The organism is Coprobacillus sp. (assembly GCF_984815275.1).
The window spans coordinates 65,876-91,500 of the sequence record NZ_CFJNYH010000002.1; the positions used below are offsets into that span (position 1 = coordinate 65,876).

At 32.1% G+C, this 25,625-nt stretch carries 28 protein-coding genes; 25 read left to right on the top strand and 3 right to left on the bottom strand.

Annotation, left to right across the window (positions count from 1 at the left end; translation table 11 throughout):
* The first annotated feature begins 11 nt into the window (after positions 1-11).
* From AC5M21_RS01290 to AC5M21_RS01360, 15 genes are all read left to right on the top strand, one after another.
* Positions 12-242 (top strand): DUF896 domain-containing protein, encoded by a 231-nt coding sequence (locus AC5M21_RS01290; RefSeq protein WP_278665925.1) that lies wholly within the window; start codon positions 12-14, stop codon positions 240-242.
* Positions 243-331: 89 nt separating this feature from the next.
* Positions 332-2,311, top strand: a complete 1,980-nt coding sequence (gene tkt / locus AC5M21_RS01295) for a transketolase (protein ID WP_278665926.1) — start codon at positions 332-334, stop codon at positions 2,309-2,311.
* A gap of 116 nt (positions 2,312-2,427) precedes the next feature.
* On the top strand, positions 2,428-2,919 hold the full coding sequence (locus tag AC5M21_RS01300) for an NADH-quinone oxidoreductase subunit NuoE family protein (RefSeq protein ID WP_054325136.1): 492 nt from the start codon (positions 2,428-2,430) through the stop codon (positions 2,917-2,919).
* Positions 2,916-3,269 carry a hypothetical protein gene (locus tag AC5M21_RS01305; protein WP_054325137.1) on the top strand — a complete coding sequence of 118 codons (354 nt, stop codon included), beginning with the start codon at positions 2,916-2,918 and terminating at the stop codon, positions 3,267-3,269. Before AC5M21_RS01300 ends, AC5M21_RS01305 begins: the two co-directional genes overlap by 4 nt.
* Positions 3,266-3,673, top strand: coding sequence for an ATP-binding protein (locus AC5M21_RS01310; RefSeq protein ID WP_278665927.1), 408 nt, complete (start codon positions 3,266-3,268; stop codon positions 3,671-3,673). Before AC5M21_RS01305 ends, AC5M21_RS01310 begins: the two co-directional genes overlap by 4 nt.
* The gene (locus tag AC5M21_RS01315; RefSeq protein WP_282767969.1) at positions 3,670-4,845 is read left to right on the top strand and encodes a [Fe-Fe] hydrogenase large subunit C-terminal domain-containing protein; all 1,176 of its coding nucleotides are present in this window, start codon (positions 3,670-3,672) and stop codon (positions 4,843-4,845) included. Before AC5M21_RS01310 ends, AC5M21_RS01315 begins: the two co-directional genes overlap by 4 nt.
* Positions 4,842-5,171 carry a DRTGG domain-containing protein gene (locus tag AC5M21_RS01320; RefSeq protein ID WP_054325138.1) on the top strand — a complete coding sequence of 110 codons (330 nt, stop codon included), beginning with the start codon at positions 4,842-4,844 and terminating at the stop codon, positions 5,169-5,171. Before AC5M21_RS01315 ends, AC5M21_RS01320 begins: the two co-directional genes overlap by 4 nt.
* Before the next feature lie 2 nt (positions 5,172-5,173).
* A complete protein-coding gene (locus AC5M21_RS01325) occupies positions 5,174-5,869 on the top strand; it encodes a PHP domain-containing protein (protein WP_054325139.1) in 696 nt (231 codons plus the stop codon).
* Entirely contained in the window at positions 5,862-6,395 is a 534-nt protein-coding gene (locus AC5M21_RS01330) for an ATP-binding protein (protein ID WP_054325140.1), read from the top strand. Before AC5M21_RS01325 ends, AC5M21_RS01330 begins: the two co-directional genes overlap by 8 nt.
* Entirely contained in the window at positions 6,392-6,760 is a 369-nt protein-coding gene (locus tag AC5M21_RS01335) for a (2Fe-2S) ferredoxin domain-containing protein (protein ID WP_008789649.1), read from the top strand. The genes AC5M21_RS01330 and AC5M21_RS01335 overlap by 4 nt, the downstream gene beginning before the upstream one ends.
* Before the next feature lie 11 nt (positions 6,761-6,771).
* Positions 6,772-8,565, top strand: coding sequence for an NADH-quinone oxidoreductase subunit NuoF (locus AC5M21_RS01340; RefSeq protein WP_278665933.1), 1,794 nt, complete (start codon positions 6,772-6,774; stop codon positions 8,563-8,565).
* Between the two features lie 9 nt (positions 8,566-8,574).
* Positions 8,575-10,323, top strand: coding sequence for an NADH-dependent [FeFe] hydrogenase, group A6 (locus AC5M21_RS01345; protein WP_054325141.1), 1,749 nt, complete (start codon positions 8,575-8,577; stop codon positions 10,321-10,323).
* Between the two features lie 90 nt (positions 10,324-10,413).
* Positions 10,414-10,770 carry a hypothetical protein gene (locus tag AC5M21_RS01350; protein ID WP_054325142.1) on the top strand — a complete coding sequence of 119 codons (357 nt, stop codon included), beginning with the start codon at positions 10,414-10,416 and terminating at the stop codon, positions 10,768-10,770.
* A 65-nt stretch (positions 10,771-10,835) separates the two neighbouring features.
* Complete coding sequence (locus AC5M21_RS01355) at positions 10,836-11,036, top strand: YneF family protein (RefSeq protein WP_008789653.1); 201 nt, start codon at positions 10,836-10,838, stop codon at positions 11,034-11,036.
* 29 nt (positions 11,037-11,065) lie between these two features.
* Complete coding sequence (locus AC5M21_RS01360) at positions 11,066-11,704, top strand: histidine phosphatase family protein (protein ID WP_008789654.1); 639 nt, start codon at positions 11,066-11,068, stop codon at positions 11,702-11,704.
* 20 nt (positions 11,705-11,724) lie between these two features.
* On the opposite strand, the gene plsY is transcribed toward AC5M21_RS01360, so the two are convergent.
* On the bottom strand, positions 11,725-12,333 hold the full coding sequence (gene plsY, locus AC5M21_RS01365) for a glycerol-3-phosphate 1-O-acyltransferase PlsY (protein WP_008789655.1): 609 nt from the start codon (positions 12,331-12,333) through the stop codon (positions 11,725-11,727).
* Positions 12,334-12,428: 95 nt separating this feature from the next.
* On the opposite strand from plsY, the gene parE reads away from it, so the two are divergent.
* Both parE and parC read left to right on the top strand, forming a co-directional pair.
* Complete coding sequence (gene parE, locus AC5M21_RS01370) at positions 12,429-14,357, top strand: DNA topoisomerase IV subunit B (protein WP_008789656.1); 1,929 nt, start codon at positions 12,429-12,431, stop codon at positions 14,355-14,357.
* Between the two features lie 11 nt (positions 14,358-14,368).
* Complete coding sequence (parC, locus tag AC5M21_RS01375) at positions 14,369-17,026, top strand: DNA topoisomerase IV subunit A (RefSeq protein WP_278665937.1); 2,658 nt, start codon at positions 14,369-14,371, stop codon at positions 17,024-17,026.
* A gap of 23 nt (positions 17,027-17,049) precedes the next feature.
* On the opposite strand, the gene sigK is transcribed toward parC, so the two are convergent.
* The gene (gene sigK / locus AC5M21_RS01380) at positions 17,050-17,733 is read right to left on the bottom strand and encodes an RNA polymerase sporulation sigma factor SigK (RefSeq protein ID WP_008789658.1); all 684 of its coding nucleotides are present in this window, start codon (positions 17,731-17,733) and stop codon (positions 17,050-17,052) included.
* Between the two features lie 102 nt (positions 17,734-17,835).
* Here sigK and yqeH point away from each other — a divergent pair, with 102 nt between their 5' ends.
* From yqeH to AC5M21_RS01420, 8 genes are all read left to right on the top strand, one after another.
* Positions 17,836-18,936, top strand: coding sequence for a ribosome biogenesis GTPase YqeH (gene yqeH, locus AC5M21_RS01385; protein WP_278665938.1), 1,101 nt, complete (start codon positions 17,836-17,838; stop codon positions 18,934-18,936).
* 14 nt (positions 18,937-18,950) lie between these two features.
* Positions 18,951-19,238, top strand: a complete 288-nt coding sequence (yhbY, locus tag AC5M21_RS01390) for a ribosome assembly RNA-binding protein YhbY (RefSeq protein WP_008789660.1) — start codon at positions 18,951-18,953, stop codon at positions 19,236-19,238.
* Positions 19,235-20,335: a nicotinate-nucleotide adenylyltransferase gene (locus tag AC5M21_RS01395; RefSeq protein WP_008789661.1), complete on the top strand. Its 1,101-nt coding sequence runs from the start codon at positions 19,235-19,237 to the stop codon at positions 20,333-20,335. Before yhbY ends, AC5M21_RS01395 begins: the two co-directional genes overlap by 4 nt.
* The gene (gene rsfS, locus AC5M21_RS01400) at positions 20,336-20,683 is read left to right on the top strand and encodes a ribosome silencing factor (protein WP_017143732.1); all 348 of its coding nucleotides are present in this window, start codon (positions 20,336-20,338) and stop codon (positions 20,681-20,683) included.
* A complete protein-coding gene (locus AC5M21_RS01405) occupies positions 20,680-21,390 on the top strand; it encodes a class I SAM-dependent DNA methyltransferase (RefSeq protein WP_008789663.1) in 711 nt (236 codons plus the stop codon). Before rsfS ends, AC5M21_RS01405 begins: the two co-directional genes overlap by 4 nt.
* Positions 21,391-21,393: 3 nt before the next feature.
* Positions 21,394-22,083 (top strand): 5'-methylthioadenosine/adenosylhomocysteine nucleosidase, encoded by a 690-nt coding sequence (locus AC5M21_RS01410; protein ID WP_008789664.1) that lies wholly within the window; start codon positions 21,394-21,396, stop codon positions 22,081-22,083.
* 43 nt (positions 22,084-22,126) lie between these two features.
* A complete protein-coding gene (locus AC5M21_RS01415; protein WP_302280703.1) occupies positions 22,127-24,466 on the top strand; it encodes a U32 family peptidase in 2,340 nt (779 codons plus the stop codon).
* Positions 24,467-24,580: 114 nt separating this feature from the next.
* Positions 24,581-24,928 (top strand): helix-turn-helix domain-containing protein, encoded by a 348-nt coding sequence (locus tag AC5M21_RS01420; protein ID WP_008789666.1) that lies wholly within the window; start codon positions 24,581-24,583, stop codon positions 24,926-24,928.
* A 12-nt stretch (positions 24,929-24,940) separates the two neighbouring features.
* On the opposite strand, the gene AC5M21_RS01425 is transcribed toward AC5M21_RS01420, so the two are convergent.
* Positions 24,941-25,477 (bottom strand): metallophosphoesterase family protein, encoded by a 537-nt coding sequence (locus tag AC5M21_RS01425; RefSeq protein WP_160340849.1) that lies wholly within the window; start codon positions 25,475-25,477, stop codon positions 24,941-24,943.
* Positions 25,478-25,625: the final 148 nt, after the last annotated feature.

Below are 25,625 nucleotides of genomic sequence, written 5' to 3' on the forward strand. Positions count from 1 at the left end.
TGGAGGAAAATATGGCTAAGATAAGTGATGAAATGATAAATGAAATTAATGAACTTGCTCATAAAAGCAAAACAGTAGGTTTGACTGAAGAAGAAAAGGCAAGACAGCATGAATTAAGGCAGGAATACCTAAGAATTTTTAGAAGTGGTTTTCAGCAACAACTCAAAAGTATCAAAGTTGTTGACTCAGAAGGTCATGATGTTACACCACAAAAATTAAAAAATGCGAAAAAAATGAATTAAATTGATGAAATATGGCAAATAGGTGTTTGCTAATAGATGTTTTTTGTGTATAATAACGATGAATGTGTTTTGAGGAGGAAAATGGAGAAATGAATCAATCGGAATTATCAATAGCTACAATTAGATCTTTAGGAATTGACATGATTAATAAAGCAAACTCAGGTCATCCTGGAATGGTATTGGGGTCTGCCCCTGCTTTATATACTTTATTTACAAAGGAATTAAAAGTTTTTCCAAAAGAATCTGATTGGTTTAATAGAGATCGTTTTGTCCTTGCAAGTGGACATGCATCTTCGTTATTATACAGTTTACTGCATTTATCAGGTTATGATTTAACAATGGATGATTTAAAACAATTTAGACAATGGGAAAGCCGTACACCTGGACATCCAGAAATTGAAATAACTGATGGTGTAGATGCATCAAGTGGTCCTTTAGGACAAGGAGTTCCAACAGCAGTTGGTATGGCAATGGCAGAACGCTTTTTAGCTGACCGCTACAACAAAGAAGAATTTGAAGTTGTCGATCATTATTCATATGCTTTATGTGGTGATGGTGATATGCAGGAAGGTGTGACTTATGAAGCAGCATCTTTGGCAGGACATTTATCATTAGGGAAACTGATTGTTTTGTATGATTCTAACCGTGTCACATTAGATGGACCTTTAGATTATTCATTTAGTGAAGATGTGAAGAAAAGATTTGAAGCAATGAATTGGCAAGTTGTATATGTAAGTGATGGAAATGATGTTTCTGCAATATTAAAAGCTATTAAAAAAGCTAAAAAGGAAAAATACAAACCAACATTGATTATTATGAATACTGTTATAGGATTTGGTTCTAAAAATCAAGGGACAAATAAGGTTCATGGTGCGCCTTTAGGAGCGGAAGATGGAAAAGCTGCTAAGCTCTCTTATGGGTTTGACCATCCTGACTTTTATGTTCCTGAAGAAGTTTATGATGATTTCCAAAAGAATGTATATGCAAGAGGAAAACGTACATTTAACAAATGGAAGAAAATGATGCGTGAATATAAGAAAGCTTATCCTGAACTTTATAAAGAATTATCTGATGATGTTAAAGGTAAGTATACTTTTGATTATGAAGAGTTTATAAATAGTTATCCTGAGGGGATAAGTGAAGCTACTCGTAATACAAGTGAAAAAATCATTAATGAGATTGCTAAACAGAATCCAACATTCTTATCTGGAACTGCTGATTTAGCTTCATCTACAAAAACAACAATTAAAGATGGTGGACGTTTTAGTTGTGAAAATTATAGTGGCAGAAATTTATTCTTTGGAATTAGAGAATTTGCAATGGTTGCTATAATGAATGGGATGAATCTTCATAAAGGTGTTAAAGTTGCCTCTGGTGGTTTTCTCGTTTTTAGTGATTATTTTAAAGCGGCTTTAAGAATGGCATGTTTAATGAAATTACCATTAGTTCTACCATTATCACATGATTCTATTGCTGTAGGTGAAGATGGACCTACTCATCAACCTGTTGAACAATTGGCAATGATGCGTTCAATGATTAATATGCAGGTTATTAGACCAGCTGATGCATATGAAATGTGTGCAGCATGGAAGAAAGCAATGGAAACAAATGATTGTCCAACAGCACTCATTCTCACAAGACAAAATGTTACAAATTTGACTCATGCAACATATGATGATGTTTGTCATGGAGCATATATAGCTTCAAAAGAAAAAAATCAATTGGATGGAATACTTATTGCAACTGGTAGCGAGGTAGAGTTGGCTTTCCAAGCACAAGCAGAGTTGTTTAAGCAAGGGCATGATGTTCGCGTTGTCTCAATGCCTTCAATGGAGTTATTTGATAAGCAATCAAATGAATATAAAGAATTGGTTTTACCTCGTTCTATGAGAAAACGTCTTGCGATTGAAATGGGCACTGATTTTGGGTGGCATAAATATATTGGGTTAGATGGACAAATGCTATCTGTAAATCAATTCGGTGCGAGCGCTCCAGCCGACCTTGTTATTAAAAATTATGGTTTTACAGTAGAAAATGTTGTGAATACCTTCTTAGCTATATCAATATAATGAACTGTTAATGAAAATTAACAGTTTTTCTTTTTTTATTAGAAAGAAAACGGTTTCATAGTTTTAGGTTTCTATGCTATAATAAATTTAGGATAATAAAAAAACGAGGTGAGAGTATGAAAAAATTGAATCAGAAGTCTTTGGATTTTATAGATGATGTCATTTATAGACACAAAGACGAAAAAGGGCCCATCAAATTAATGCTTCATGAGATTCAAAATGAATTAGGTTATATACCTTTTGAAGCTATGGAAAAAATCAGTGAAGCATTAGAGGAACCTATTGCAAAGATTTATGGTGTAGTGACTTTTTATTCACAGTTTACAACTGAGCCTAAAGGTAAACATGTCATTAGTGTTTGTTTGGGAACTGCTTGTTATGTAAATGGGTCACAAACAATTCTTGATTTGCTAGTTGAGATGACAGGGGCTCCAGTTAATGGAACAAGTCAGGACGGTGTATTTTCTATTGATGCAACACGTTGTGTAGGAGCTTGTGGTTTAGCTCCTGTTGTTAGTGTTGATGGGACTGTCTTCGGATGCACAAAACAGCTTGAAGACTTAAAAATGCTTGTTTTGGACTATAAAAAGGAGGAAACTCCTGCATGAAGATGAAAGAAATCTTAGATATTGTGAGCGGGAAAGAAATTTATGTAAATGATTCACATGTTTATGACATTGATTTTAAAAATGCTTTTGGGACTGATCTTATGTCAGATGCCTTATGTCATTTACGTGATGCTGACGAAAGTGAACTCTTGATTACAGGACTTGCAAATATGCAAATATTCCATACTGCAAATACACTGGATTTAGCTGCTATATTGATTGTGAGAGGGAAAACAATAGATGAACATATGATTCAAGGGGCTAAAATGAGCGATGTGAGTGTCTTTGTGACCGATTATACAATGTATGAAACTTGTGGTCGTCTCTATGAAAAAGGTTTGGGAAAATGAAAAAAGTATATCAAGTTGATAAGGATAACTATGAAGATGCTGGACAAGCCTCACGTGATATTAAAATGACTTTAAAGACACTTGGATTGGATCCAAAAGTATTAAAACGTATTTCTATTGCATGTTATGAAGCAGAAATTAACCTAGTGATTCATTCGAATGGTGGAACGATTACTTTTGAAATTGACGATAATGGTGGTGTCTGTTTATCATTTGATGATATTGGTCCAGGTATTCCTAATATTGAATTAGCTATGACTCCTGGATTCTCAACTGCTTCATCAAAAGCCCGTGAATTTGGATTTGGAGCTGGAATGGGACTTGATAATATGAAAAATTGTGCAAGTGAATTTCATATCGAATCTTCAAGTGAAGGAACGCACTTGAAAATGAGGTTTGTATGAAACCGGTTGTGAGTTGGCTTGGTACAAAATGTGAACATTGTATCAAATGTTTAAAGTCATGTCCCGCTGATGCAATTTCTATTGTGAATCATGAAGTCCAAATTGATGAAGAAAAGTGTATTCATTGTGATGTATGTATTAAGGAATGTCCAGCTCGAGTTTTAAAAGTTCATGGCGTGCATATGAATGAGACAATGCATCAACATGATTATAATGTGGTGTTAATTCCAACAAGTATATTATCTGACATGAAATCATATGAGGACTTCCAAAGAATGTGCGAAGCTATTTTAAAACTTGGATTTGATGCGGTTGAACAGTATAGTGATATTGAAGGCTTTTTATATAAAAAGGCAATTGATGAAAGCAACAAAAGAGAAGGCATATGGTTAACTTCTTTTTGCCCAACAATTAATCAATTGATTGAGAAAAATTATCCAACATTATATGAAAGGATACTTCCATATGATTATCCAGTAGAAATTGCTGCAAGAAGAATAAGAAAAAAACATCAAGATAAGGATGTTGGTATTTATTCCTTATGTGAATGTGTTGGAAAAATGATTTTAGCAAAAGAACCTTTTGGAAATGAGAAATCTGCTATTGATTATGCAATGACTATATCTCATGTTTTTCCAAAAATGAACAAATTAAAAAGTGATATTAAATATCCAATCCAAATGAATAAATATGGTGTGAAAAGTAATGTTGAGGACTTATTTGGAAATAGAAGTTTATCTGTTGTGCGTGTGGAAGGATTGAATCAGTCAAAAAGTTTGTTGGATTTGGTGGAATTTGATCGTATTCAACATGTTGATTTGGTGGCTATGTATGCTTGTTATCAAGGATGTATAGGGGGCTATTATTTATGGTCAAATCCTTTTGAAGGATGTTATAACATCGAGAGTATGATGGAACATTATACCGCTGAAAATATCGCCTTAGAAGAAAATGAATATCTTATTCAAAGGGAACTCAATCGCCAGGAAATAAAGTCAATGAAAGAGCGTATGGCATGGTTTGCACGCGTTAATGAAATACTTGATACATTACCGCAATATGATTGTGGCGCTTGTGGATTTGCAAACTGCCGAAGTTTAGCACAAAGTGTTGCGAAGGGAGATGTTGATATCCAAGCGTGTAGAGTCAAAAGAAAAGGTGATAGAGAATGAAAATTAAAGATTGCATAAATGAGTTAGATATAAAACTTTTAAATACAGCAACACTTGAAAAAGAAGTTGAGGGTGTGTATATTGGTGATTTACTCAGCATGGTAATGGCTAAAGCCAATGAAAATTCATTATGGTTAACTGTTCAAGCTCATATGAATACAGTTGCTATCGCTGAAATGCTTGATATTTCAGGGATTATCTTTCCTGAAGGAGTCATACCAAATGAAGATGTCATGAAGAAAGCAGATGAACTTAATTTGCCACTTATGAGTAGCCAACAAAGTGCTTACTCTTTAGCAAAAAAAATGGTTTCTTTAGGTATATAAAAATGTTTTATGATTTGCATATTCATTCTGCTTTATCACCATGTAGTGATGATGATATGACTTTGAATAACATTGTCAATATGGCTTATATTAAAGGTCTTGATATCATAGCAATTACTGATCATAATTCAGTAAAACAACTATATCATCTTAAAGAAGTTGCAAAAGATAAAGTTGAGTTTGTTTATGGTGTTGAAATACAGAGTAGAGAAGAAGTTCATATTTTAGCATATTTTTTAGGAGAAACATGTTTAGATTCAATCCAGACATTTCTTGATGATTATTTAATAGAAGAACCAAATGATGAATATTATTTTGGTCATCAGTATATTCTTGATGAGAATGATAAAATAATAAATGAAGAAAAGAGGTTGCTTATAAAATCATTAGACTTGTCAATAAGAGAAGTTATCAGATGGATTCATCAATTAGGTGGTGTCGCTGTTTTGGCTCATGCAATGAGCGAACGATTTTCAATAATGAATGTTTTTATGAAAATTGATAAGGATTTAGATATTGATGGTATAGAAGTCACTGAAATAAAACATCAAGAGTATTTATTACATCAATACCCATATTTAAAAAAGATGCTTTGGTTTATAAATAGTGATGCTCATCGATTAGATATGATAAGTGAACCTATTCATAATATGGACAAACAAAATTTTTACGAGATGTGGAGGAAACGATATGGATGAATTAGCACTTAATATTTTAGATATTGCTTATAATTCTATTCGTGCTCATGCATCTATGATTTACATCCGAATTGTTGATAGTGTAGAAAATAATATTATTGATATTTCTATTCAAGATAATGGTCATGGTATGGATAAAGAAACTGTAGAAAAAGTGATTGATCCATTTTATACAACAAGAACAACTAGAAAAGTCGGTTTAGGAATTCCACTTTTTAAACAAAATGCTGAATTAACTGGTGGATATTTAAAAGTCAATTCACAGATAAATAAAGGAACAAATGTGGAAGCCAGGTTTATAAAAAATAATATAGATACGCCAGTTATGGGAAATATTGTAGAAACAATGGTGACCTTAATTCAGGCTAATGAAAATATTGATTATGAATTCGAATATAAAACTGATAATAATGATTTTATAATGAAAACAAAAGATATGAAGGATATATTGGGTGATGTTAAAATTACTGAACCTGAAGTTCTTTTATGGTTAAAGGATTATATAAAGGAGGGATTAGCGTCATGAAATCATTAGAAGATTTAAAGAAAATTAGAGATGCAGCACAAAATAAAATGACAATGCGTTTAGATGATGACCAAAAATATCGTGTTGTTGTGGGGATGGCAACCTGTGGAATTGCTGCTGGAGCAAGACCAGTATTGAATACAATCGTTGAAGAAGTCGCAAAAGCCAAGCTTCCAGTGACTGTCCTACAAACAGGGTGTATTGGAATGTGTACATTAGAGCCAATTGTTGAAGTCTTTGATAAAGATGATCATAAAACAACATATGTATTAGTTGATGCAAAAAAAGCTAGTGAAATTGTAACTCGTCATTTAATAAATGATGAGGTCATTGATGAATACACTGTGGGTAAATATAAGAGATAGGAGGGGATGACATGGAAAGAATACAAGTCTTAGTATGTGCTGGTACTGGATGTAGCATTGGTAACTCTGGCGCTTTGATTGATGCTTTTAGAGCTGAAATTAAATCTATGGGATTAGAGAATGAAGTAAGTGTTTTGCGCACTGGGTGTTTAGGTCTTTGTGGTGTTGGACCAAATGTCTCAATTTACCCTGATAATATCATATATAAGTCAGTAAAAGTTGAAGATGTTAAAGAAATTGTTATGGAACACTTTTATAAAGGACGTCCAGTTCATCGCTTAATGCTTAATGAATCTGATAAGGAAACAAACGAGGTTCATGATATTAACAAAACAAAGTTTTACGAAAAACAAAAAAGAATTGCTTTGCATAACTGTGGTGTGATTGACCCTGAAAATATTCACGAATATATTGCCAAGGATGGATATTTTGCATTAGGTAAAGTTCTAACTGAAATGCAGCCTCAGGAAGTTGTTGATGAAATCAAAGAAAGTGGATTAAGAGGTCGTGGAGGCGGTGGCTTCCCAACAGGTCTAAAATGGCAATTTGCTTTAAATGAGCCTGGTGATGAAAAGTATGTTATTTGTAATGCCGATGAAGGAGACCCTGGGGCCTTTATGGATCGTTCTATTTTGGAAGGGAACCCTCATAGTGTTATTGAAGCTATGGAAATTGCTGGATATGCAATTGGTGCTCATCATGGTTATATTTATATTCGTGCTGAATATCCAATCGCTGTAGAACGTTTAAAACATGCTATTCAAGAAGCCAAAGATTTGGGATTGTTAGGTAATGATATATTTGGTAGTGGATTTCATTTTGATTTAGAAATTCGTTTAGGAGCCGGAGCATTTGTTTGTGGTGAAGAAACGGCTTTAATTCAGTCAATCGAAGGAGAAAGGGGAATGCCTTCTCCAAAACCTCCATTCCCTGCTCATAAAGGTGTTTGGGGGAAGCCTACAATCATTAATAATGTTGAAACATATGCAAATATTGCACAAATTATTACTCATGGTGCAAAGTGGTTCCGCTCTATTGGAACTGAAACATCTGCTGGAACAAAAGTTTTTGCTTTAGGTGGAAAAATAGTTAACACTGGACTTGTAGAAGTTCCAATGGGAACAACACTTCGCGAAGTTATTTATGAAATTGGTGGAGGGTGTCCAAATAGGAAGAGTTTTAAGGCAGTGCAAACTGGCGGACCATCTGGTGGGTGTTTAACTGAATCTCAATTGGATACACCAATTGGATTTGATGAATTGGTGAAATTAGGCTCTATGATGGGATCAGGCGGTATGATTGTTTTAGATGAAGATAATTGTATGGTCGATGTTGCAAGATTCTATATGGATTTCATCGTTGATGAGTCTTGTGGAAAGTGCTCACCATGTCGTATTGGAACAAAACGTATGTTAGAATTGCTTGAGGATATCTGTGAGGGTCGTGGGACAATGGAGACATTAGACGAACTAGAAGTCCTTGCTACAACAATTAAGGATACAGCACTTTGCGGTCTTGGCCAATCAGCACCAAATCCTGTGTTATCAACAATTTTACAATTTAGAGATGAATACATCGCGCATATTATTGATAAGAAATGTCCAGCTGGTGTTTGTAAAGCCTTATTATCTTATGAGATTGATGAGGACAAGTGTCGTAAATGTGGTCTTTGTGCTAGACAATGTCCAGCAAATGCTATTGATGGTGAACTCGGTAAGGTCCCTTATCGCATTGATCAAAACAAATGTATCAAGTGTGGTAACTGTATGACAGCATGTCACTTCGATGTTATTGTGAGAAAGTAGGTGAAGAGAATGGGAAAAATAAAATTAACGATTAATAATCGCCAAGTTGAAGCTTATGAAGGCAAAACGATTTTAGAAGTTGCAAGAGAAAATGGTATTCACATCCCTACTTTGTGTTATTTAAAGGATTATACAGGAACGGGAGCGTGTCGTGTCTGCCAGGTAGAAGTTGAAGGAGTCAGAAATCTTTGTGCTGCTTGTGTTTATCCTGTTAGAGAAGGAATGGTTGTTAAAACAAATTCTATGCGTGCATTGGACGCAAGAAGACGTGTTGTTGAATTGATTGTTTCTAATCATTCAAAAGACTGTTTATCTTGTATTCGCAATACAAATTGTGAACTTCAAAGATTATGTCAAGAATTAGGTGTTCGAGAAGATGCTTTTCAAGGTGCAAAAACGACACCAACATTTGATGAAGTTTCCCCTGGTGTTGTGAGAAATACTGCTAAATGTATACTTTGTGGACGCTGTATTGCAGCATGTAAAAAACATCAGGGACTTGGGATTTTAGGATTTATGGAGCGTGGATTTAAAACAAAAGTTGGTCCTGTTTTTGATCGGAGTTTAAATGATGTCAATTGTATGCAATGTGGACAATGCATTAATGTTTGTCCAGTAGGGGCATTACAAGAGAAAGAAGAAATTCATGATGTTATTGAAGCATTAAATAACCCGACAAAACATGTTGTCGTTCAAACTGCACCTGCTGTCCGTGCTAGTCTCGGTGAAGAGTTTGGTATGCCAATAGGAACAAGAGTAACTGGCAAGATGGTTGCAGCTTTAAAACTTCTTGGTTTTGATAAAGTTTATGATACAAACTTTGGTGCAGATTTAACAATTATGGAAGAAGGATACGAATTCATTAACCGTCTTCAAAATGGTGGTGTTCTCCCAATGATTACATCATGCTCACCAGGGTGGATTAATTATTGTGAGAAAGAATATCCGGATTTATTAGATTATTTATCATCATGTAAGTCACCACACATGATGTTAGGAGCAATGATTAAATCTTACTATGCTAAACAACATCAATTAGATCCAAAAAACATTTATGTTGTTTCTATTATGCCGTGTGTAGCTAAAAAGGGTGAAAAAGAACGTTCACAAATGATAAAAGACGAAATGAAAGATGTTGATGCGGTTTTAACAACAAGAGAACTTGGAAAATTGATAAAAATGTTTGGTGTCAATTTTGTTGATTTAAAAGATGAAGAATTTGATCAAGATATGTTTGGTGAATATACTGGTGCTGGTGTTATTTTTGGAGCAAGTGGTGGAGTTATGGAAGCTGCATTACGTACAGTTGTTGATGTTTTAACGAATCAAGATTTAGATAATATCGAATATCATTCTGTGCGAGGACAACGAGGACTAAAAGAAGCCACTTTACAAGTTGGTGATTTAAAGGTTAATGTTGCAGTAGCACACAGCATGACAATTGCAAAGCCATTGTTAGAAGAAATCAAAGCAGGAACATCTAAATATCATTTTATTGAAATTATGGGTTGTCCTGGAGGATGTATTAATGGTGGCGGGCAGTCATATGTAAATGCTTTAATCAGGAATAGTGGCTTTGATTTTAAAGGAGCTCGTGCAAAAGCATTGTATGATGAAGACCGTGCTATGCCAGCAAGAAAGTCTCATAAAAATACACAAATTCAAAAATTGTATGATGAATTTTTAGAACATCCAAATTCTCATGTTGCTCACGAACTTCTTCATACAACATATCACAAACAAAAGAAATTCAAATAAAAACAACAAGGTCTTAGAAATTTTCTAAGACCTTTGATTTTGACATTTTTTTCATTTTATTTATGATATATTGAAAAAGGGTGATGAATAATGGATCAATATAGAATTATATGTTTGAAAGAAAAGATGAGTGAAATGGTCAATACTTATCCTGAACTCATTCCTTTACTATACTCTCAACAAAATGATGTTTTTGAAACAAATCAAATAGAATTGTTATTTAGTCCTATGAGTTTAGGGAAAGAAAAATTACTTCAAATTATTCAAAAACGAGAAGATTATACATATTATCATGGAATTCATCAGTTATTAAATCCTATTACTGAGGAAAAAATATCAATTGTTATGAATGAATATGACATAGAAGTGACAGAAAGTGATGAAAAACATGTTGTTTTTGATATGATTAAGGCTTTTTCTAAAAACTTTTATATGATAAAGACATAATTGATTTTACAAATCAAAATGTTTTGTGCTATAATGAGTAAGTAATTGAAATGGAGGAATTGAAAATGTTATATGGATTTTTAGGACTTGCTGTTGGTCTTGTTATAGGATTCTTCGCATCACGTTATGTTTTCAAGAAAAACTTAAAGAAGAACCCACCAATCAATGAAAAAATGATTCGTGCTATGTTTATGGAAATGGGACGTAAACCAAACGAGACTCAAATCAAGAGAATAATGAAAAGTATCAATGATCAATACAAATAAGGGTTAACCCCTTATTTTTTACTATAACTATGAAAATATATTTAACACGACATTCTAAAACAGCATGGAATCAAGAAAAAAGATTGCAAGGAAGATGTGATTCTCCTTTAACACAAGAAGGAGAAGAAAATGCTAAAGCATTAAAAGATTATATACAAACCATTCCTTTTGATTGTATTTATTCAAGTCCTATTCCAAGAGCTTATACTACAGCTAGACTGTTATTTGATCACAAGAAAATCATTTTAGATGATAGACTTATGGAAATGAACTTCGGTGATTTTGAAGGTAGAAAAATTTCGGATATATTAAAGTCTGACTATGAATTATACCATAATCTTTGGCATCATCCTGAAAAATTCACTTTTATTCCACATGGCGAAAGTTATGATGATGTTATCGAACGAGCACGTTCATTTTTAATCGATTTAGAAAAAAATCATTCTCAGAATAGTACAGTTATGATTGTTACTCATGGCATGTTTTTTATTGTTTTATTAGCAACCATGTTAGGTATGAAAAAAAAGGATTACATCAAAATTAATCAAAAGGTTGTTGAAGGGTGTTCCTTGACACTGGTTAATTTGGAAAATGGTAAATATGATTTAGAATTTTATAATCAGCACGATTATTTACCACATGTTATGAATACATCGTTTGCAAAATAAAAAGCCTTATTAAGGCTTTTTTACATCCATGTAATTTTATTTTCTGTTCCAGCTTTTATTCTTTTAATGTTTGCTTTATGTTTATAAACCAATAATCCAACAATACACGCATTAGTAATGATACCTACTGTACTATAACCAATAAACGGAGCTATAACAACAATTGTTGCAGATCCTAAAATAGAAGCTAAAGAAACGTATTTTGTTAATTTTAAGGTGATAAAGAAAATAACTAAAGCAATAACAAATGCATAAACATTTGTGACAAGTGCATATCCTATTGCCACCGATACAGCCTTTCCACCTCTAAAACCAGCAAAGATTGGATAACAATGTCCAATAACACAAGCTAATGCGCAAGGATAAATAATATCAGTATTCAAGCCCATATAATGAGTGACAATTCTAGCTACCAAAATGGAAATGCAGCATTTTGAAGCATCTAACAATATAACTGTCAGTCCTGCTTTTTTTCCAAGAACTCTCCCAGCATTTGTTCCACCGAGATTACCTGAGCCACTTTCTCGTACATCAGTATGATAAAAGAGTTTTCCAACAACTAATGCAAAAGGAATTGAACCATACAAATAACTCATTAAAATCAATAATATATATACAAAAATCTCCATAATTTCACATCCTTGAAAATTATTATACATTAATAGTTGGAAAAATCAATCATTTTAAGGTATAATATACTAGTTATGGAAGGAGGATATCATAAATGAAATCAAATCATTATGATGAATCAAATATACAAATTCTTGAGGGTTTAGAAGCAGTTCGTAAAAGACCTGGAATGTATATAGGATCAACTGATTATCGTGGATTACACCATTTGGTATGGGAAATTGTCGATAATGCTATAGATGAATCCTTAGCGGGATTTGGTAATAAAATAACTGTGACAATTGGATCAGATAACACTATTAAAGTTGAAGATGAAGGACGTGGGATGCCAACTGGATTACATGCTTCTGGAAAACCAACAACTGAAGTTATATTAACGATTTTACATGCTGGTGGTAAGTTTAGTGAAGATGGTGGATATAAAACTTCTGGGGGACTTCATGGAGTAGGCTCTTCTGTTGTGAATGCATTAAGTGAATGGCTAGAAGTGACTGTATATCGTGATGGAAAAATTCATCAACAAAAATTTGAAGATGGAGCTAAAATTATCTCTCCATTAAAAGTTATTGGAAAAACTAACCGTACAGGGACGACAATTCATTTCAAGCCTAATAAGGAAATCTTTTCAACAATCGATTTTAATTATTCAACAATCTGTGAGAGATTAAGAGAGAGTGCTTTTTTATTAAAAGGCATTGAAATGATTGTTATTGATGAAAGAACAGGAAAACATGAAACTTTTCAATATGAGAATGGGTTAGAGGCTTTTATTGATTATTTGAATTATGAAAAGAAAGTGCTACACAAAACAGTTTCTTTTGATGATGAATCAAATCCAATTGAAGTTGAAATTGCATTTCAGTTTACAGAAGGTTATCAAGAAAATTTAATTTCTTTTGTAAACCTTGTAAGAACTGGAGATGGGGGAACTCATGAAACAGGATTTAGATCAGGTTTTACAAAAGTATTTAATGAATATGCTAGAAAATACGGTTTACTAAAAACAAAAGACAAAAATCTAGAAGGCGCTGATGTTCGCGAAGGATTGACAGGCATCATTTCAGTTAAAATTCCTGAATCATTATTGCAGTTTGAAGGACAGACAAAATCAAAGTTAGGCTCACCAGAAGCGAGAAACATTGTCGAAAATGTTGTTTATGAACAAATTAATTATTTTTTAGAAGAAAATAAAGATGTTGCTAATCAATTGGTTAATAAAATGATTAAAGCTGCTCAAGCGAGAAATGCTGCTAGAAAGGCTCGTGAAGAGGCAAGAAAAGGGAAAGGCAATAAAGTTGAAAAAATATTAAGTGGGAAATTAGCTCCTGCTCAATCAAAAGACAAGAAAAAAAAGGAATTATATCTTGTCGAAGGAGACTCGGCTGGCGGAAGTGCAAAACAAGGACGTGATCGTAAATACCAAGCGATACTGCCATTACGTGGAAAGGTTGTCAATACAGAAAAAGCTGCAATGGCTGATATTCTTAAAAACGAGGAAATTAGTACTATTATCAATACTGTTGGAGCTGGAGTTGGTGCTGACTTTAATGCTGATGATTCTAATTATGCAAAAGTGATTATCATGACCGATGCTGATACTGATGGTGCACACATTCAGGTATTACTTTTAACATTCTTTTATCGATATATGCGTGGATTAATTCAATCTGGAAGAGTATATATTGCTATGCCACCTTTATATAAAGTTTCTAAGAAAAATGGCAAGCATGAAGATTCACTTTATGCTTGGGATGATGATGAATTAGAAGATGCAAAAAAGAAAATAGGACGTGGTTATGGTGTTCAAAGATACAAAGGTCTTGGGGAGATGAATGCTGACCAATTATGGGAAACAACCATGAATCCTGAAACCAGAACACTTATTCAAGTATCTATTGAGGATGCTGCATTAGTTGAAAGAAGAGTCTCTGTATTAATGGGAGATAAAGTAGAACCAAGACGTGAATGGATAGAGGATAATGTTCAATTCTCATTAGAAGATTCATTCTTTATTACGAAGTAAGGAGGGTATGCATGAGCGAAAAAATCATAACACAATCATTAGATGATATTATGGGAGATCGATTTGGCAAGTATTCCAAGTACATTATTCAAGATCGTGCACTGCCCGATGTCAGAGACGGGTTAAAACCAGTTCAGCGAAGAATTTTATATGCAATGTACAAGGAAGGTAATACTTACAACAAACCATATCGTAAATCTGCAAAAACAGTTGGTAATGTTATTGGAAATTATCATCCACATGGTGATACTTCTGTATATGATGCGATGGTGCGTCTATCACAAGAATGGAAAATGCGTATACCATTAGTAGACATGCAAGGAAACAATGGATCGATAGATAATGACCCGGCTGCAGCGATGCGTTACACTGAAGCGCGTTTATCAGCTATTGCAGCAGAATTATTAAAAGATATAGATAAAGAAACAGTTCAGATGGCATTGAATTTTGATGATACTGAATATGAACCAACTGTTGTTCCAGCAAAGTATCCTAATTTATTGGTCAATGGGGCAACTGGTATTTCGGCCGGTTATGCAACAGACATTCCACCACATAATTTAGAAGAAGTTATTGATGCTACAATTTATCGTCTTTCTCATCCCCATTGTTCATTAGATAAATTAATGGAATTTATGAAGGGACCAGATTTTCCGACAGGAGCAATTGTTGAAGGAAAACAGGGAATTCGTACAGCTTTTGAAAAAGGGCGTGGAAAAGTTGTTGTTCGTTCTAAAACAGAAATCATTCACGAAAAAAACATGAATAAAATTATTGTCAGTGAAATACCATATGAGGTCAATAAGGCTGAATTGGTAAGAAAACTAGATGAAATTCGTTTCAATAAGAGCGTTGATGGAATTATTGAGGTTCGTGATGAATCTGATCGGAATGGATTAAGTATTGTTATTGATTTAAAGAAAGATGTAGATGTCCAAAATACATTAAATTATTTCTTTAAAAATACTGATTTACAAAAAAATTATAATTATAATATGGTAGCTATCAAAGACAAAAGACCTGTATGTATGGGAATTGAAGCTATTCTTGATGGCTATATTCAGCATCAAATTGAAGTCATTACTAAACGTTCTATCTTTGATTTGAATAAAGCTGAAGAAAGAAAACATATTGTTGATGGTTTAATTAAGGCTGTCTCAATTCTTGATGATGTTGTTCATACTATTCGTCATTCTAAAGATAAACAAGATGCTAAAATAAATATTCAAACACAATTTGGTTTTACTGAGAAGCAATCTGAAGCTATTGTTACATTACAGTTATATCGTTTGACAAATACAGATATTGTATCTTTAGAAAAAGAAAAAGAAGAATTAGAGTCTTTAATTCAAACATTAAATGATATTTTAAATAGCGACCAAGTCTTAAGAAAAGTTATTGTTGACGAATTAAAAAACATCAAGAAACAATATCCATCTCCAAGACTTACTGAAATTAAAGATGAAGTTCAGGAAATTATAATCAATGAAGAAGCAATGATTTTGCCAGAAGATATTTATGTTTCTATAACGCAAGATGGATATATCAAACGTATTTCACAAAGATCATATAAAGCAAGCGAAAATACTTTGTTTGGGAAAAAAGATGATGATGTTTTAGTTGATCTTCATTTTGCCAATACTTTAGATAAATTACTTGTATTTACTGATAAAGGGAATTATATGTATATACCACTTCATAAATTAGAAGAATTTAAATGGAAAGAACTTGGAAAACATATTAGCTATCTTATCAAAGTTTCTCCAGAAGAAAAAATAGTTGGCTCTGTCCTTGTGAAATCATTTGATTATCCATTGTATATTGTTCTTGCTTCACGTTTTGGTCAAATGAAACGTGTTGAACTTAAAGAGTTTGATGTAACCCGTTTTACAAAACCAATGAAATGTATCAATCTTAAGAAAGATGATTCATTATTACAAGTAGGATTAAGCGATGGACAGCAAGGAATTGTTTTAACAACTCAAGCTGGTTATGCAACTTTATACAGCGAACAAGAAATTTCTGTTTTGGGTGTTAAAGCAGGAGGAATAAAAGGAATCAATTTAAAAAATGATGAATTGATTGCAATGAATATTTTTAATCCTTTGCGAACAGATTCGTTTATTCTTATTAGTGATCAGCCAGGTATCAAGCGTTTACGTATTTCTGATATCCCAAGTTGTAACCGTGCTACAAAAGGAAATCTTATTTTTAAATCACCAAAAACAAAGCATATTCAATCTCTTTATGCATTTGTATTAGAAACTAAGGATCAGCTCAATATTGAAACAGATTCACAAAAAATTGATATCTTTGTCAAAGATTATACTCATGCACAGCTTGAAAGCAAGCCAAGTATTCTAACTGCAATTAAAGATAACATTATAAGATATGTTTATAATCCAAAAACATTATCTACAGATTTGTTTGATGTTGAGAAAATAAACAATGAAATAAATCCTAAAATCTTTGAAGTTAAAAAACAACCTGATTTATTCAATGAAGTTAAAGAAGAGATTGCTAAAAAAAGAAATGAAATTATTGAAGAAAAAGTTGAGCCAGTCATAGTTCAACCAGTTCTTCAAAAAAATTCACAAAAAGAAGAATCAAAAGATGATAAACATTTTGAGCCAATTTCTTTTGATGATCTTTTTAAAGATGATTTTTAGAATATGGGAACTCTCATATTCTTTTACTTATCATTAAGATAAGCTTTCAAAAGTTTGATGAGTGCTCTTTTTTCTAAACGTGATACATATGAACGTGAAATATGCATTGTGCTCGCAATTTCTTTTTGAGTATACACTTTATGCTTATTTAAACCATATCGATAAATAAGTATTTCTTGTTCTCGAGGTGTTAAAAGAAGAAAATATTCTTGTAACTTTTTGATTTGATCCTCTGTATCTATTTGATCAATAATTTCTTTTTGATCAGATGGCAAGATATCTAGAAGTGTCATTTCTCCACCATCTTTATCGACACCTAAAATTTCATTCAGTGATACATCAAGAGCAGTTTTTTTGTTACCACGCATATGCATAAGAATTTCATTTTCAATGCATTTTGCTGCATAAGTTCCTAATTTTGTTGCTTTTGTTGGTTTATAACTATCAACTGCCTTAATTAAACCAATTGTTCCTATACTAATTAAATCTTCCTGAAGATCTTTTGTACTTTCATATTTTTTAGCAATATGAGCAACAAGTCTCAAGTTGTGTTCAATTAGTTGGTTACGAGCTTCTTGGTCTCCTTGAAAATATTTTTCTAATAAATCATTTTCTTCTTGGGGAGTCAATTGTTTTTTAAAAGCTTGTGTCTTGATGAATGAGACAAATAAAAATTGTTGTAAAAATGTTATTAGTGTTGTAAACATAATCCACCTCAAAATCATTATATGAAAATTGTCGATGTTTATGTTTAGGCTTTTCATAGAAGCGAAAATAGGGTACAATAATGAAGAAAAGGAAGGTCATTTATGAATCAGGAAATGAAATGTTTTGGCTGTGGAGCCATTATTCAAAACGAAAATGAAAAACATATTGGTTATGTGCCAAAAAGTGCAATGAACAATGATAAAGTATTATGTCAACGTTGCTTTCAATTGAAAAATTATCATAAGTTGCAAGAAACAAATATGACAAAGGATGATTTTCTCACTATATTACAACAAATAGGTGAAAAAGACTGTTTGGTTGTATATATGATTGACTTATTTGATTTTAATGGAAGTATGATTCAAGGGTTAATGCGTCATATTGCTTATAATGATGTGTTAGTATTGGCAAACAAACGTGATATTTTACCAAAATCTGTAAAAGAAAGAAAACTAGAACATTGGGTGAGAAGACAATTAAAAGATCAAGGGGTTCAAGCAGTAGACGTCATTGTAACAAGTGGTAAAAAAAGTATGAACTTTGATTACATATATGATGCTATCATGGAGCATCGTAAAGGGCGGGATGTTTATGTTGTAGGTGTGACTAATGTTGGGAAATCAACTTTTATTAATGGTTTATTAAAACATTATGCTGAAGTTGAAAAGCAAAATCTCATTACTGTCTCTGAGTATCCTGGAACAACTTTGAACCTCATTGAAATTCCTTTAGATGAACATTCAGTTCTATATGATACACCAGGAATTATCAATGAAAGTCAAATGACACATTTGTTAGCTCCAGAAGATATCAAAAAGGTCGTTCCTCAAGGAGAACTTAGACCAATGGGATTCCAATTAAACAGTCTTCAAACGCTTTACTTTGGTGGTTTAGGACGTATTGATTATTTAGAAGGTGAACAATCTAGTTTTATTGCATATTTTTCTAAAAACTTAAAAATTCATCGGACAAAGACAATTAAAGCAGATGATTTGTATAATCGTCATCAAACTTTACAGTATGAAATTGCTGGAATTGATTCAATTGCACAAATGAAGTCTTATGAATTTCGATTGATGCCAGGAAAAACTGATATTGTTATTTCTGGATTAGGTTTCATAACAGTGAGTTCGAAAGGTGGAAAAGTAAGAGTTTTGGTTCCACCACAGATTTCAGTTATATTAAGAGAAGCTATTATTTAAAAAAAGGAGATACTATGTTAACAGGTAAACAGAAAAGATATTTAAGAGGAAAAGCACATCATTTAAATGCTATTTTCCAAGTTGGCAAAGAAGGAGTCAATAGTAATCAGGCTAAGGGAATTTCTGAAGCTTTAGAATCACAAGAATTATTAAAAGTAAAAATTTTAGAAAGCTGTCCAGATGATGTTAATACAGTTGCATTAGAGTTAAGTGTACAAACAAAATCTGAAGTTGTTCAAATTATTGGTCATACAATTATTTTATATAAATCATCAGATAAGGAATTATATCGTTTACCATGAAAAAAGTAGGATTATTCGGTGGGAGTTTTGATCCTATTCATAAGGCTCATGTGACTATAGCAAAATTAGCACTTGAACAATTGCAGTTAGATGAAATTCAATTTATTCCAACAAAAAACAATCCTTGGAAAGATCAAAATTGCGCAACGCGACAAGAACGCCTAGATATGATGGTATTAGCTATTCAAGATGAAACAGAGATGACTATCAATAACATTGAAATCGATTCAAAATCGGATAAAAAAAATTTTACAGTTGATACTTTAAAAATATTAACAAAACAAAATCCAGATATTAAATATTATTATATTATGGGGATGGATCAAGCAAATTTATTTGATAGATGGAAAGATGCTGAACTTATTAGTCAAATGGTCCAATTGGTAGCCTTTCAAAGAGGAGGATTTGAACCATATGTTCCTATCATTCAACAATTTCATTTTATATTATTAAAGAATGAACCTATATATGCATCTAGCAGTGATGTTAGAAAAGGACATATAGAAATGCTTGATGAAAGTGTCTTAAGATATATAACACGACATGGAATATATCTAGAAACATTGATTTTTAATCGTATGAAAGAGAAACGTTGGAAGCATACTTGTAGTGTGGCCAGGTTAGCAGCAGATATTGCGAAATCTAATCATCTTAATGAGAAACAAGCTTATATTGCTGGAATGTTTCATGACATTGCAAAAGAAATGAATGAGACAGAATCAACAGCTATTATGCAAGCATATTTTCCTGAATACATGAGCAAACCAAAACCAATTTGGCATCAATGGGTATCTCGTTATGTAAGTGAACATGAATATTTGATAGATGATATTATTGTTTTAAATGCAATTGAACATCATACAACTGGATCAATCGATATTTCAGCAATTGGAAAATGTGTTTATGTAGCTGACAAACTTGACCCATTGCGAGGATATAACTCAGCTCAGCAAATTGAAGTATGCAAGAAAGATATTCATCAAGGATTTAGAAATTCATTAAATGAGTTTTATGAATTTTCTATAAGAAACAACAGAAATATTGATGAATGTTTTTATGAAATATATGATTATTTTGTAACTAAAGGAGAAATATAAATGACAAAATTAGAATGTGTAGTTAAAGCTATGGATGATAAACTAGCAACTCATATAGTTGCTATTGATATGCAAGAGGCAAGTCCTATATTTGATACTTTTGTATTGTGTACAGCTAGTAATGAAAGATTAATGCAGGCTATTATGCAAAATATTAAAGATGAATGTGAAAAAAACAATTTTGAGATCAAAAGTATTGAAGGTTTAAGGAATTCAAAATGGTTACTTATTGATCTTGGTGATATTGTATGTCACATTTTTGAAGCTGAAGAACGCGAAAGTTATAATTTAGAAAAATTATGGGGTGATATGCCACATATTAATGTTGAAGGAATGCTGGCAAAATGAGTTATGAAAATTTTGCTTATTACTATGATAGTCTTATGGAACCACAATTTTATGATGACTATCATGCATTCATTTATAAACACTGCCAATTTAATGAAGTCTTAGAATTAGGATGTGGAACTGGTGAAATAGCTATTCGATTATCAAAAGATGGTAAACACGTTTTTGCATCTGATTTATCATTAGATATGTTAGAAGTTGCAAAGCAAAAAGCAATGGCTGAAAATGTAAATTTAATACTCCAACGTGTTGATATGAGTGATTTTTCTACATCTCATCAGGTTGATTTGGTGTTATGTCTTTGCGATTCAATAAATTATCTGTTAAATCCTGAAGATGTTTTAAAAACGTTTCAAAATGTATATTCATCATTAAAGGACAATGGGACTTTTATTTTTGATATTGATAGTTTATACAAAATGAATGTTATTTTAAAAAATTATCATGAGGATGAAGAAGATGAAGAATTTTCTTTTCATTGGCATGTAGAAACATTAGAAGATGGCTATGTGCATCATCATCTTCGTATTGAAGATAAAATTGAAAATGAAATAGTTGATGAAAATCATTTTCAAAAAACATATACTGTATCACAGTATGTCTATTGGCTTAATGAAATTGGATTTATTGATATTAAATATTATAGTGATTTTGAAGAATACCATGAAGATTGTGAACGCATTATCTTTGTTTGTAGAAAGGGGTAAATCATGATTGGAATAATTGGAGCAATGGCAGAAGAGGTTTTAGAAATAAAAAAATTAATGGTAATGAATCAACAAAAGGAATATCAAGGATATATATTTTATGAAGGAACACTTAATAATAAAGGTATTGTATTATTACAGGGTGGAATTGGTAAAGTCAATGCTGCTATTGCAACAACATTGCTGTTTACACATTATTCTATAGATTATGTCATTAATATCGGATCAGCTGGCGGACTTCATTCTCATCAGAATGTTGGAGATGTTGTGATTTCGTCACAAGTTGTTCATCATGATGTAGATGTGACTGCATTTGGAAGAGCACTAGGTGAAGTCCCTGGCATGCCTCAATACTATACACCTGATCAAGATCTTCTTATGAAAGTCAAAGAAATATTAAATCAACATAATATTCATGCTCATATAGGCTTGATTGCTTCAGGTGATCAATTTATATCAAATTCCCAACAAGTCAAAACAATTCAAAAACACTTTCCAGAAGCGATGTGTGTAGAAATGGAAGCTGCTGCTATTGCTCAAGTCTGCCATGTTTACCACAAAAAATTTATTATTACTCGCTCATTAAGTGATGTTTTTAATAAAGGAAAAAGTCATATCCAATTTGATGAATATTTAAAGGAAGCAAGTCTACAATCTGCACAAATGTGCAATGAACTTGTTTCTCAATTATAGCAATAACGCAACAAGTTATTGCTACTTTTTTGGAGGTGAAAGAATGAAAAAAGTTGAACTATTAGCACCAGCTGGTGATCAGGAATCATTAATTGCTGCTATTCAAAATGGAGCAGATGCTATATATTTAGGTGGAACATTGTTTAATGCTCGTGCTTTTGCTAAGAATTTTGATGATGAGCAATTAGAGTGGGCAATTCACTATGCTCATTTACGTAATGTTAAAATATATGTTACAGTGAATACACTATATAGAGATGATGAATTTGCTGAATTAATTCAATATTTAGATTATTTATATCATATACAGGTTGATGCACTTATTGTTCAAGATATAGGACTCTTTCATATGATTAAGAAACGCTATGATGATTTTGAAATTCATATGAGCACGCAAGCATCGATTATGAATAAAGCAGCTGCTCAATATTTTTATGAGCAAGGCGCTTCTAGAATAGTTTTAGCACGAGAAAATACTCTAGAAGAAATTCAACATATTTGCAAATCAACGTCTATCGAAGTAGAAGTGTTTGTTCATGGGGCTTTATGTGTTTGTTATTCTGGACAGTGCCTGATGAGTAGCTTTATTGGAAAACGAAGCGGGAATAGGGGAGAATGCGCTCAACCATGTCGTTTGCAATATAGATTATCTAAAAATGGGAAAATTCAACCTAAGAAAGTTCCCTTTCTTCTTTCGCCAAAAGATTTAATGACAATTGATTCAATTGGTGAACTTATAGATGCTGGTGTAAAATCATTCAAAGTAGAGGGGCGAATGAAAAAACCAGAGTATGTCGCAAGTGTCATTAAGGCATATCGCAAAGCTATTGATAGTCATTTAAATTGTCAAACAAAAACATTTGATGACGACATTTTTTATATGAAAGCTATGTTTAATCGTAATTATACAAAAGGCTATATTTATCAGGACCAACATATTGTTGAAGGAGATTATCCAGGTAACAAAGGCATTATTATTGGAAAAGTCATAGGGTATCGAAAAAAAGAGAAACATGTCATTATTGAATTAGATAAGTCTCTTAAACAAGGGGATAGTCTTGTGTTTGAACAAATAGATAAAGGACGCCCAATTAATAAAATATTTATAAATAACCGCTTAGTAGCAAAAGCATCTGCAGGAGATATCGCAGAAATAGAATTTAATTATCCAGTTTATGAAGGAAATGTGCGTAAAACGATTGATATTGACGTTATAGATACATTGCATCATACATATGATAAAGACTATCGAAAACAACCAATTGAAATGACATTTATCGCTCATATCAAACAGCATCCACAACTCATTCTTCAATGCCAAGATATAAAAGTCCACAAAACAGCAGATATCACAGTAGAAGAAGCAATCAAAACACCTTTAGATAGACAGCGCATTCAACAACAACTATGCAAATTAGGACAAAGCACTTTTATAGCGCATCATATCAATTTAGATATTGATGAGCAATTATCTATGCCTATTAAAGTATTGAATGAAATGCGTAGGGAAGCTATTGATGAATTAACAGAAAAATTATCAAATCGCCAAATTCATTTTTCAGTTCCTAGAGAACAATATGATTTAACGACTATAAAAAAGAGTGCAGAATCACAATGTATTCACATCTTAGTAAGCAATCTTAAACAATTAGAAATTGTCTTAAACTATAATAACATTGATATGATTTATTATCCATTTCAAACAGATAGTTTAGAAGCTTTTCATTTATGTATTAGAAAACAACAGAAATTCGCTCTATTTATACCAAGAATCTGTAAAGATAAAGAACTTGAAATTATTAAACAATCTGATGTTTATCAACAAGTTGAAGCTGTGGTTGTCAATGAATATGGTGCTTATTATTCCTGCCAAGATAAAAAGAGAATTATTGGAACTGGATTAAATGTTTACAATTCACATGCAATCAACTCTTATCAAGAAACAAAAATTCTTTCACTAGAGATGAGTCAAAAACAAATCTATCAATTAAAATGCAATCATCAACAATGTTTTGTACAAATCTATGGAAAAATAGAAAATATGATTAGCGATTATTGTCCTATATCACAATATTATTTTGGATATCAAAAAAAGAACTGTCAGTTATGTAAATCATCTCAATATGCCCTTATTGATAGAAAAAATGAAACTTTTGATTTAATGATGGATGAGCAATGTCGTATGCATCTTTTGAATTGCCGAACACTATTTATAGAACCAAACAACACTCTTGATGTTGGAGGGTATTTTATTCATTTCACGAATGAAAATAGCGAAATGACAGAATTTATTCTCAATCAGTTATTTTCGTATTTGTACCATCACAAGAAAACAAATATCAGAGAAAAAATAATGACGACTTCAGGATATTTTAAGGTATAGTGTAGAAATTTGTCTAATAGTTTCCATTTATGTCTTTCGTAAATTAATTTTTTTATAATTCTAAATTGATATCAATTTTAAATAGTGATATAATAGTGCCATGGAGGTGGCATTATGGCTATAGATATGGATTTAGCAAAAAGATTGAAAACTTATAGAAATTTTAAACATTTAACACAAAAAGAAGTTGCTGCACACCTTGAAGTTCCACATTCTGCTATTTCAGATATTGAAAATGGAAAACGTGATGTGACAGTTGGTGAACTTAAAATTCTTTCGCATTTATATGGTCGAAGTGTAGAAGAAATTATGAGTGGTAAAAAATATGATTATTATAATATTGCAAATATTGCCCGCTTGCTTACTGAATTACCAGATGAAGATTTAAAAGAGGTTATGTTCATCATTGAATATAAACGCAAAAGACTCGAAGAAAAAAGCAAAACAGTTAATCATGATTAATTGTTCTGCTTTTTATTTTAATAATTTTTTAAATTCATCCAACAATTTTAATCCCTCTTTAAGAATACATTCATCAACTGGTTGATCTGTTTGATGATGATAGTAGGTGACTTGTGTATGATTGTTTTCATAATTAACAAGAGCATAAGTCCCATAACCATAGCTTCCTCGATTCATCATAAGACTCCCAGGATTGATAAAATGAATCCCTTGATGAATCTGGTGTGTGGGGACATGGGTGTGACCATGCAAACACAAGTGGCAATGATGACTTTGACATAACTTAACTAAATCGTCATAACCATAATAAACATTATAATGATGACCATGAGTAACACAGATATCTTGATGAATTCTGTACTTTGGAAAAGCGGCATCATCATGATTTCCTTTGACAACAATGTCATATTGATGAATTAATGGGTCATCTAAAGTCAAGGATGAATCACCACAATGGATCATCAAATCAACTTTGTTTTTATAGAGTTTTGTTATGCGTTGGAGATCATTTCCAAATAAATGACTATCACTGACAACTAAAATATTCATACTATCCTCTCTTTTCTATTCTTTATTTTACCACAAAATAAATTTCGTTTCATTTTATGTTGATAAAATCCTTATATTTTCTGAAATAGAAAAAATTTGTCTCGTAAGTGTTTACAATTGGTCCAAAAGTTGGTAAAATAGTCATAGT

What these genes read in the sequence shown, in the direction of transcription:
- plsY (WP_008789655.1), bottom strand. Translation starts at nt 12,333, where the DNA reads ATGGAGATTTTTGTATATATATTATTGATTTTAATGAGTTATTTGTAT.
- AC5M21_RS01300 (WP_054325136.1), top strand. Translation starts at nt 2,428, where the DNA reads ATGAAAAAATTGAATCAGAAGTCTTTGGATTTTATAGATGATGTCATT.
- AC5M21_RS01355 (WP_008789653.1), top strand. Translation starts at nt 10,836, where the DNA reads ATGTTATATGGATTTTTAGGACTTGCTGTTGGTCTTGTTATAGGATTC.
- parC (WP_278665937.1), top strand. Translation starts at nt 14,369, where the DNA reads ATGAGCGAAAAAATCATAACACAATCATTAGATGATATTATGGGAGAT.
- AC5M21_RS01405 (WP_008789663.1), top strand. Translation starts at nt 20,680, where the DNA reads ATGAGTTATGAAAATTTTGCTTATTACTATGATAGTCTTATGGAACCA.
- sigK (WP_008789658.1), bottom strand. Translation starts at nt 17,733, where the DNA reads ATGTTTACAACACTAATAACATTTTTACAACAATTTTTATTTGTCTCA.
- AC5M21_RS01420 (WP_008789666.1), top strand. Translation starts at nt 24,581, where the DNA reads ATGGCTATAGATATGGATTTAGCAAAAAGATTGAAAACTTATAGAAAT.
- AC5M21_RS01315 (WP_282767969.1), top strand. Translation starts at nt 3,670, where the DNA reads ATGAAACCGGTTGTGAGTTGGCTTGGTACAAAATGTGAACATTGTATC.
- AC5M21_RS01290 (WP_278665925.1), top strand. Translation starts at nt 12, where the DNA reads ATGGCTAAGATAAGTGATGAAATGATAAATGAAATTAATGAACTTGCT.
- parE (WP_008789656.1), top strand. Translation starts at nt 12,429, where the DNA reads ATGAAATCAAATCATTATGATGAATCAAATATACAAATTCTTGAGGGT.
- AC5M21_RS01395 (WP_008789661.1), top strand. Translation starts at nt 19,235, where the DNA reads ATGAAAAAAGTAGGATTATTCGGTGGGAGTTTTGATCCTATTCATAAG.
- rsfS (WP_017143732.1), top strand. Translation starts at nt 20,336, where the DNA reads ATGACAAAATTAGAATGTGTAGTTAAAGCTATGGATGATAAACTAGCA.
- yqeH (WP_278665938.1), top strand. Translation starts at nt 17,836, where the DNA reads ATGAATCAGGAAATGAAATGTTTTGGCTGTGGAGCCATTATTCAAAAC.
- AC5M21_RS01415 (WP_302280703.1), top strand. Translation starts at nt 22,127, where the DNA reads ATGAAAAAAGTTGAACTATTAGCACCAGCTGGTGATCAGGAATCATTA.
- AC5M21_RS01350 (WP_054325142.1), top strand. Translation starts at nt 10,414, where the DNA reads ATGGATCAATATAGAATTATATGTTTGAAAGAAAAGATGAGTGAAATG.
- yhbY (WP_008789660.1), top strand. Translation starts at nt 18,951, where the DNA reads ATGTTAACAGGTAAACAGAAAAGATATTTAAGAGGAAAAGCACATCAT.
- AC5M21_RS01305 (WP_054325137.1), top strand. Translation starts at nt 2,916, where the DNA reads ATGAAGATGAAAGAAATCTTAGATATTGTGAGCGGGAAAGAAATTTAT.
- AC5M21_RS01335 (WP_008789649.1), top strand. Translation starts at nt 6,392, where the DNA reads ATGAAATCATTAGAAGATTTAAAGAAAATTAGAGATGCAGCACAAAAT.
- AC5M21_RS01410 (WP_008789664.1), top strand. Translation starts at nt 21,394, where the DNA reads ATGATTGGAATAATTGGAGCAATGGCAGAAGAGGTTTTAGAAATAAAA.
- AC5M21_RS01345 (WP_054325141.1), top strand. Translation starts at nt 8,575, where the DNA reads ATGGGAAAAATAAAATTAACGATTAATAATCGCCAAGTTGAAGCTTAT.
- AC5M21_RS01310 (WP_278665927.1), top strand. Translation starts at nt 3,266, where the DNA reads ATGAAAAAAGTATATCAAGTTGATAAGGATAACTATGAAGATGCTGGA.
- AC5M21_RS01320 (WP_054325138.1), top strand. Translation starts at nt 4,842, where the DNA reads ATGAAAATTAAAGATTGCATAAATGAGTTAGATATAAAACTTTTAAAT.
- AC5M21_RS01425 (WP_160340849.1), bottom strand. Translation starts at nt 25,477, where the DNA reads ATGAATATTTTAGTTGTCAGTGATAGTCATTTATTTGGAAATGATCTC.
- AC5M21_RS01360 (WP_008789654.1), top strand. Translation starts at nt 11,066, where the DNA reads ATGAAAATATATTTAACACGACATTCTAAAACAGCATGGAATCAAGAA.
- AC5M21_RS01325 (WP_054325139.1), top strand. Translation starts at nt 5,174, where the DNA reads ATGTTTTATGATTTGCATATTCATTCTGCTTTATCACCATGTAGTGAT.
- tkt (WP_278665926.1), top strand. Translation starts at nt 332, where the DNA reads ATGAATCAATCGGAATTATCAATAGCTACAATTAGATCTTTAGGAATT.
- AC5M21_RS01340 (WP_278665933.1), top strand. Translation starts at nt 6,772, where the DNA reads ATGGAAAGAATACAAGTCTTAGTATGTGCTGGTACTGGATGTAGCATT.
- AC5M21_RS01330 (WP_054325140.1), top strand. Translation starts at nt 5,862, where the DNA reads ATGGATGAATTAGCACTTAATATTTTAGATATTGCTTATAATTCTATT.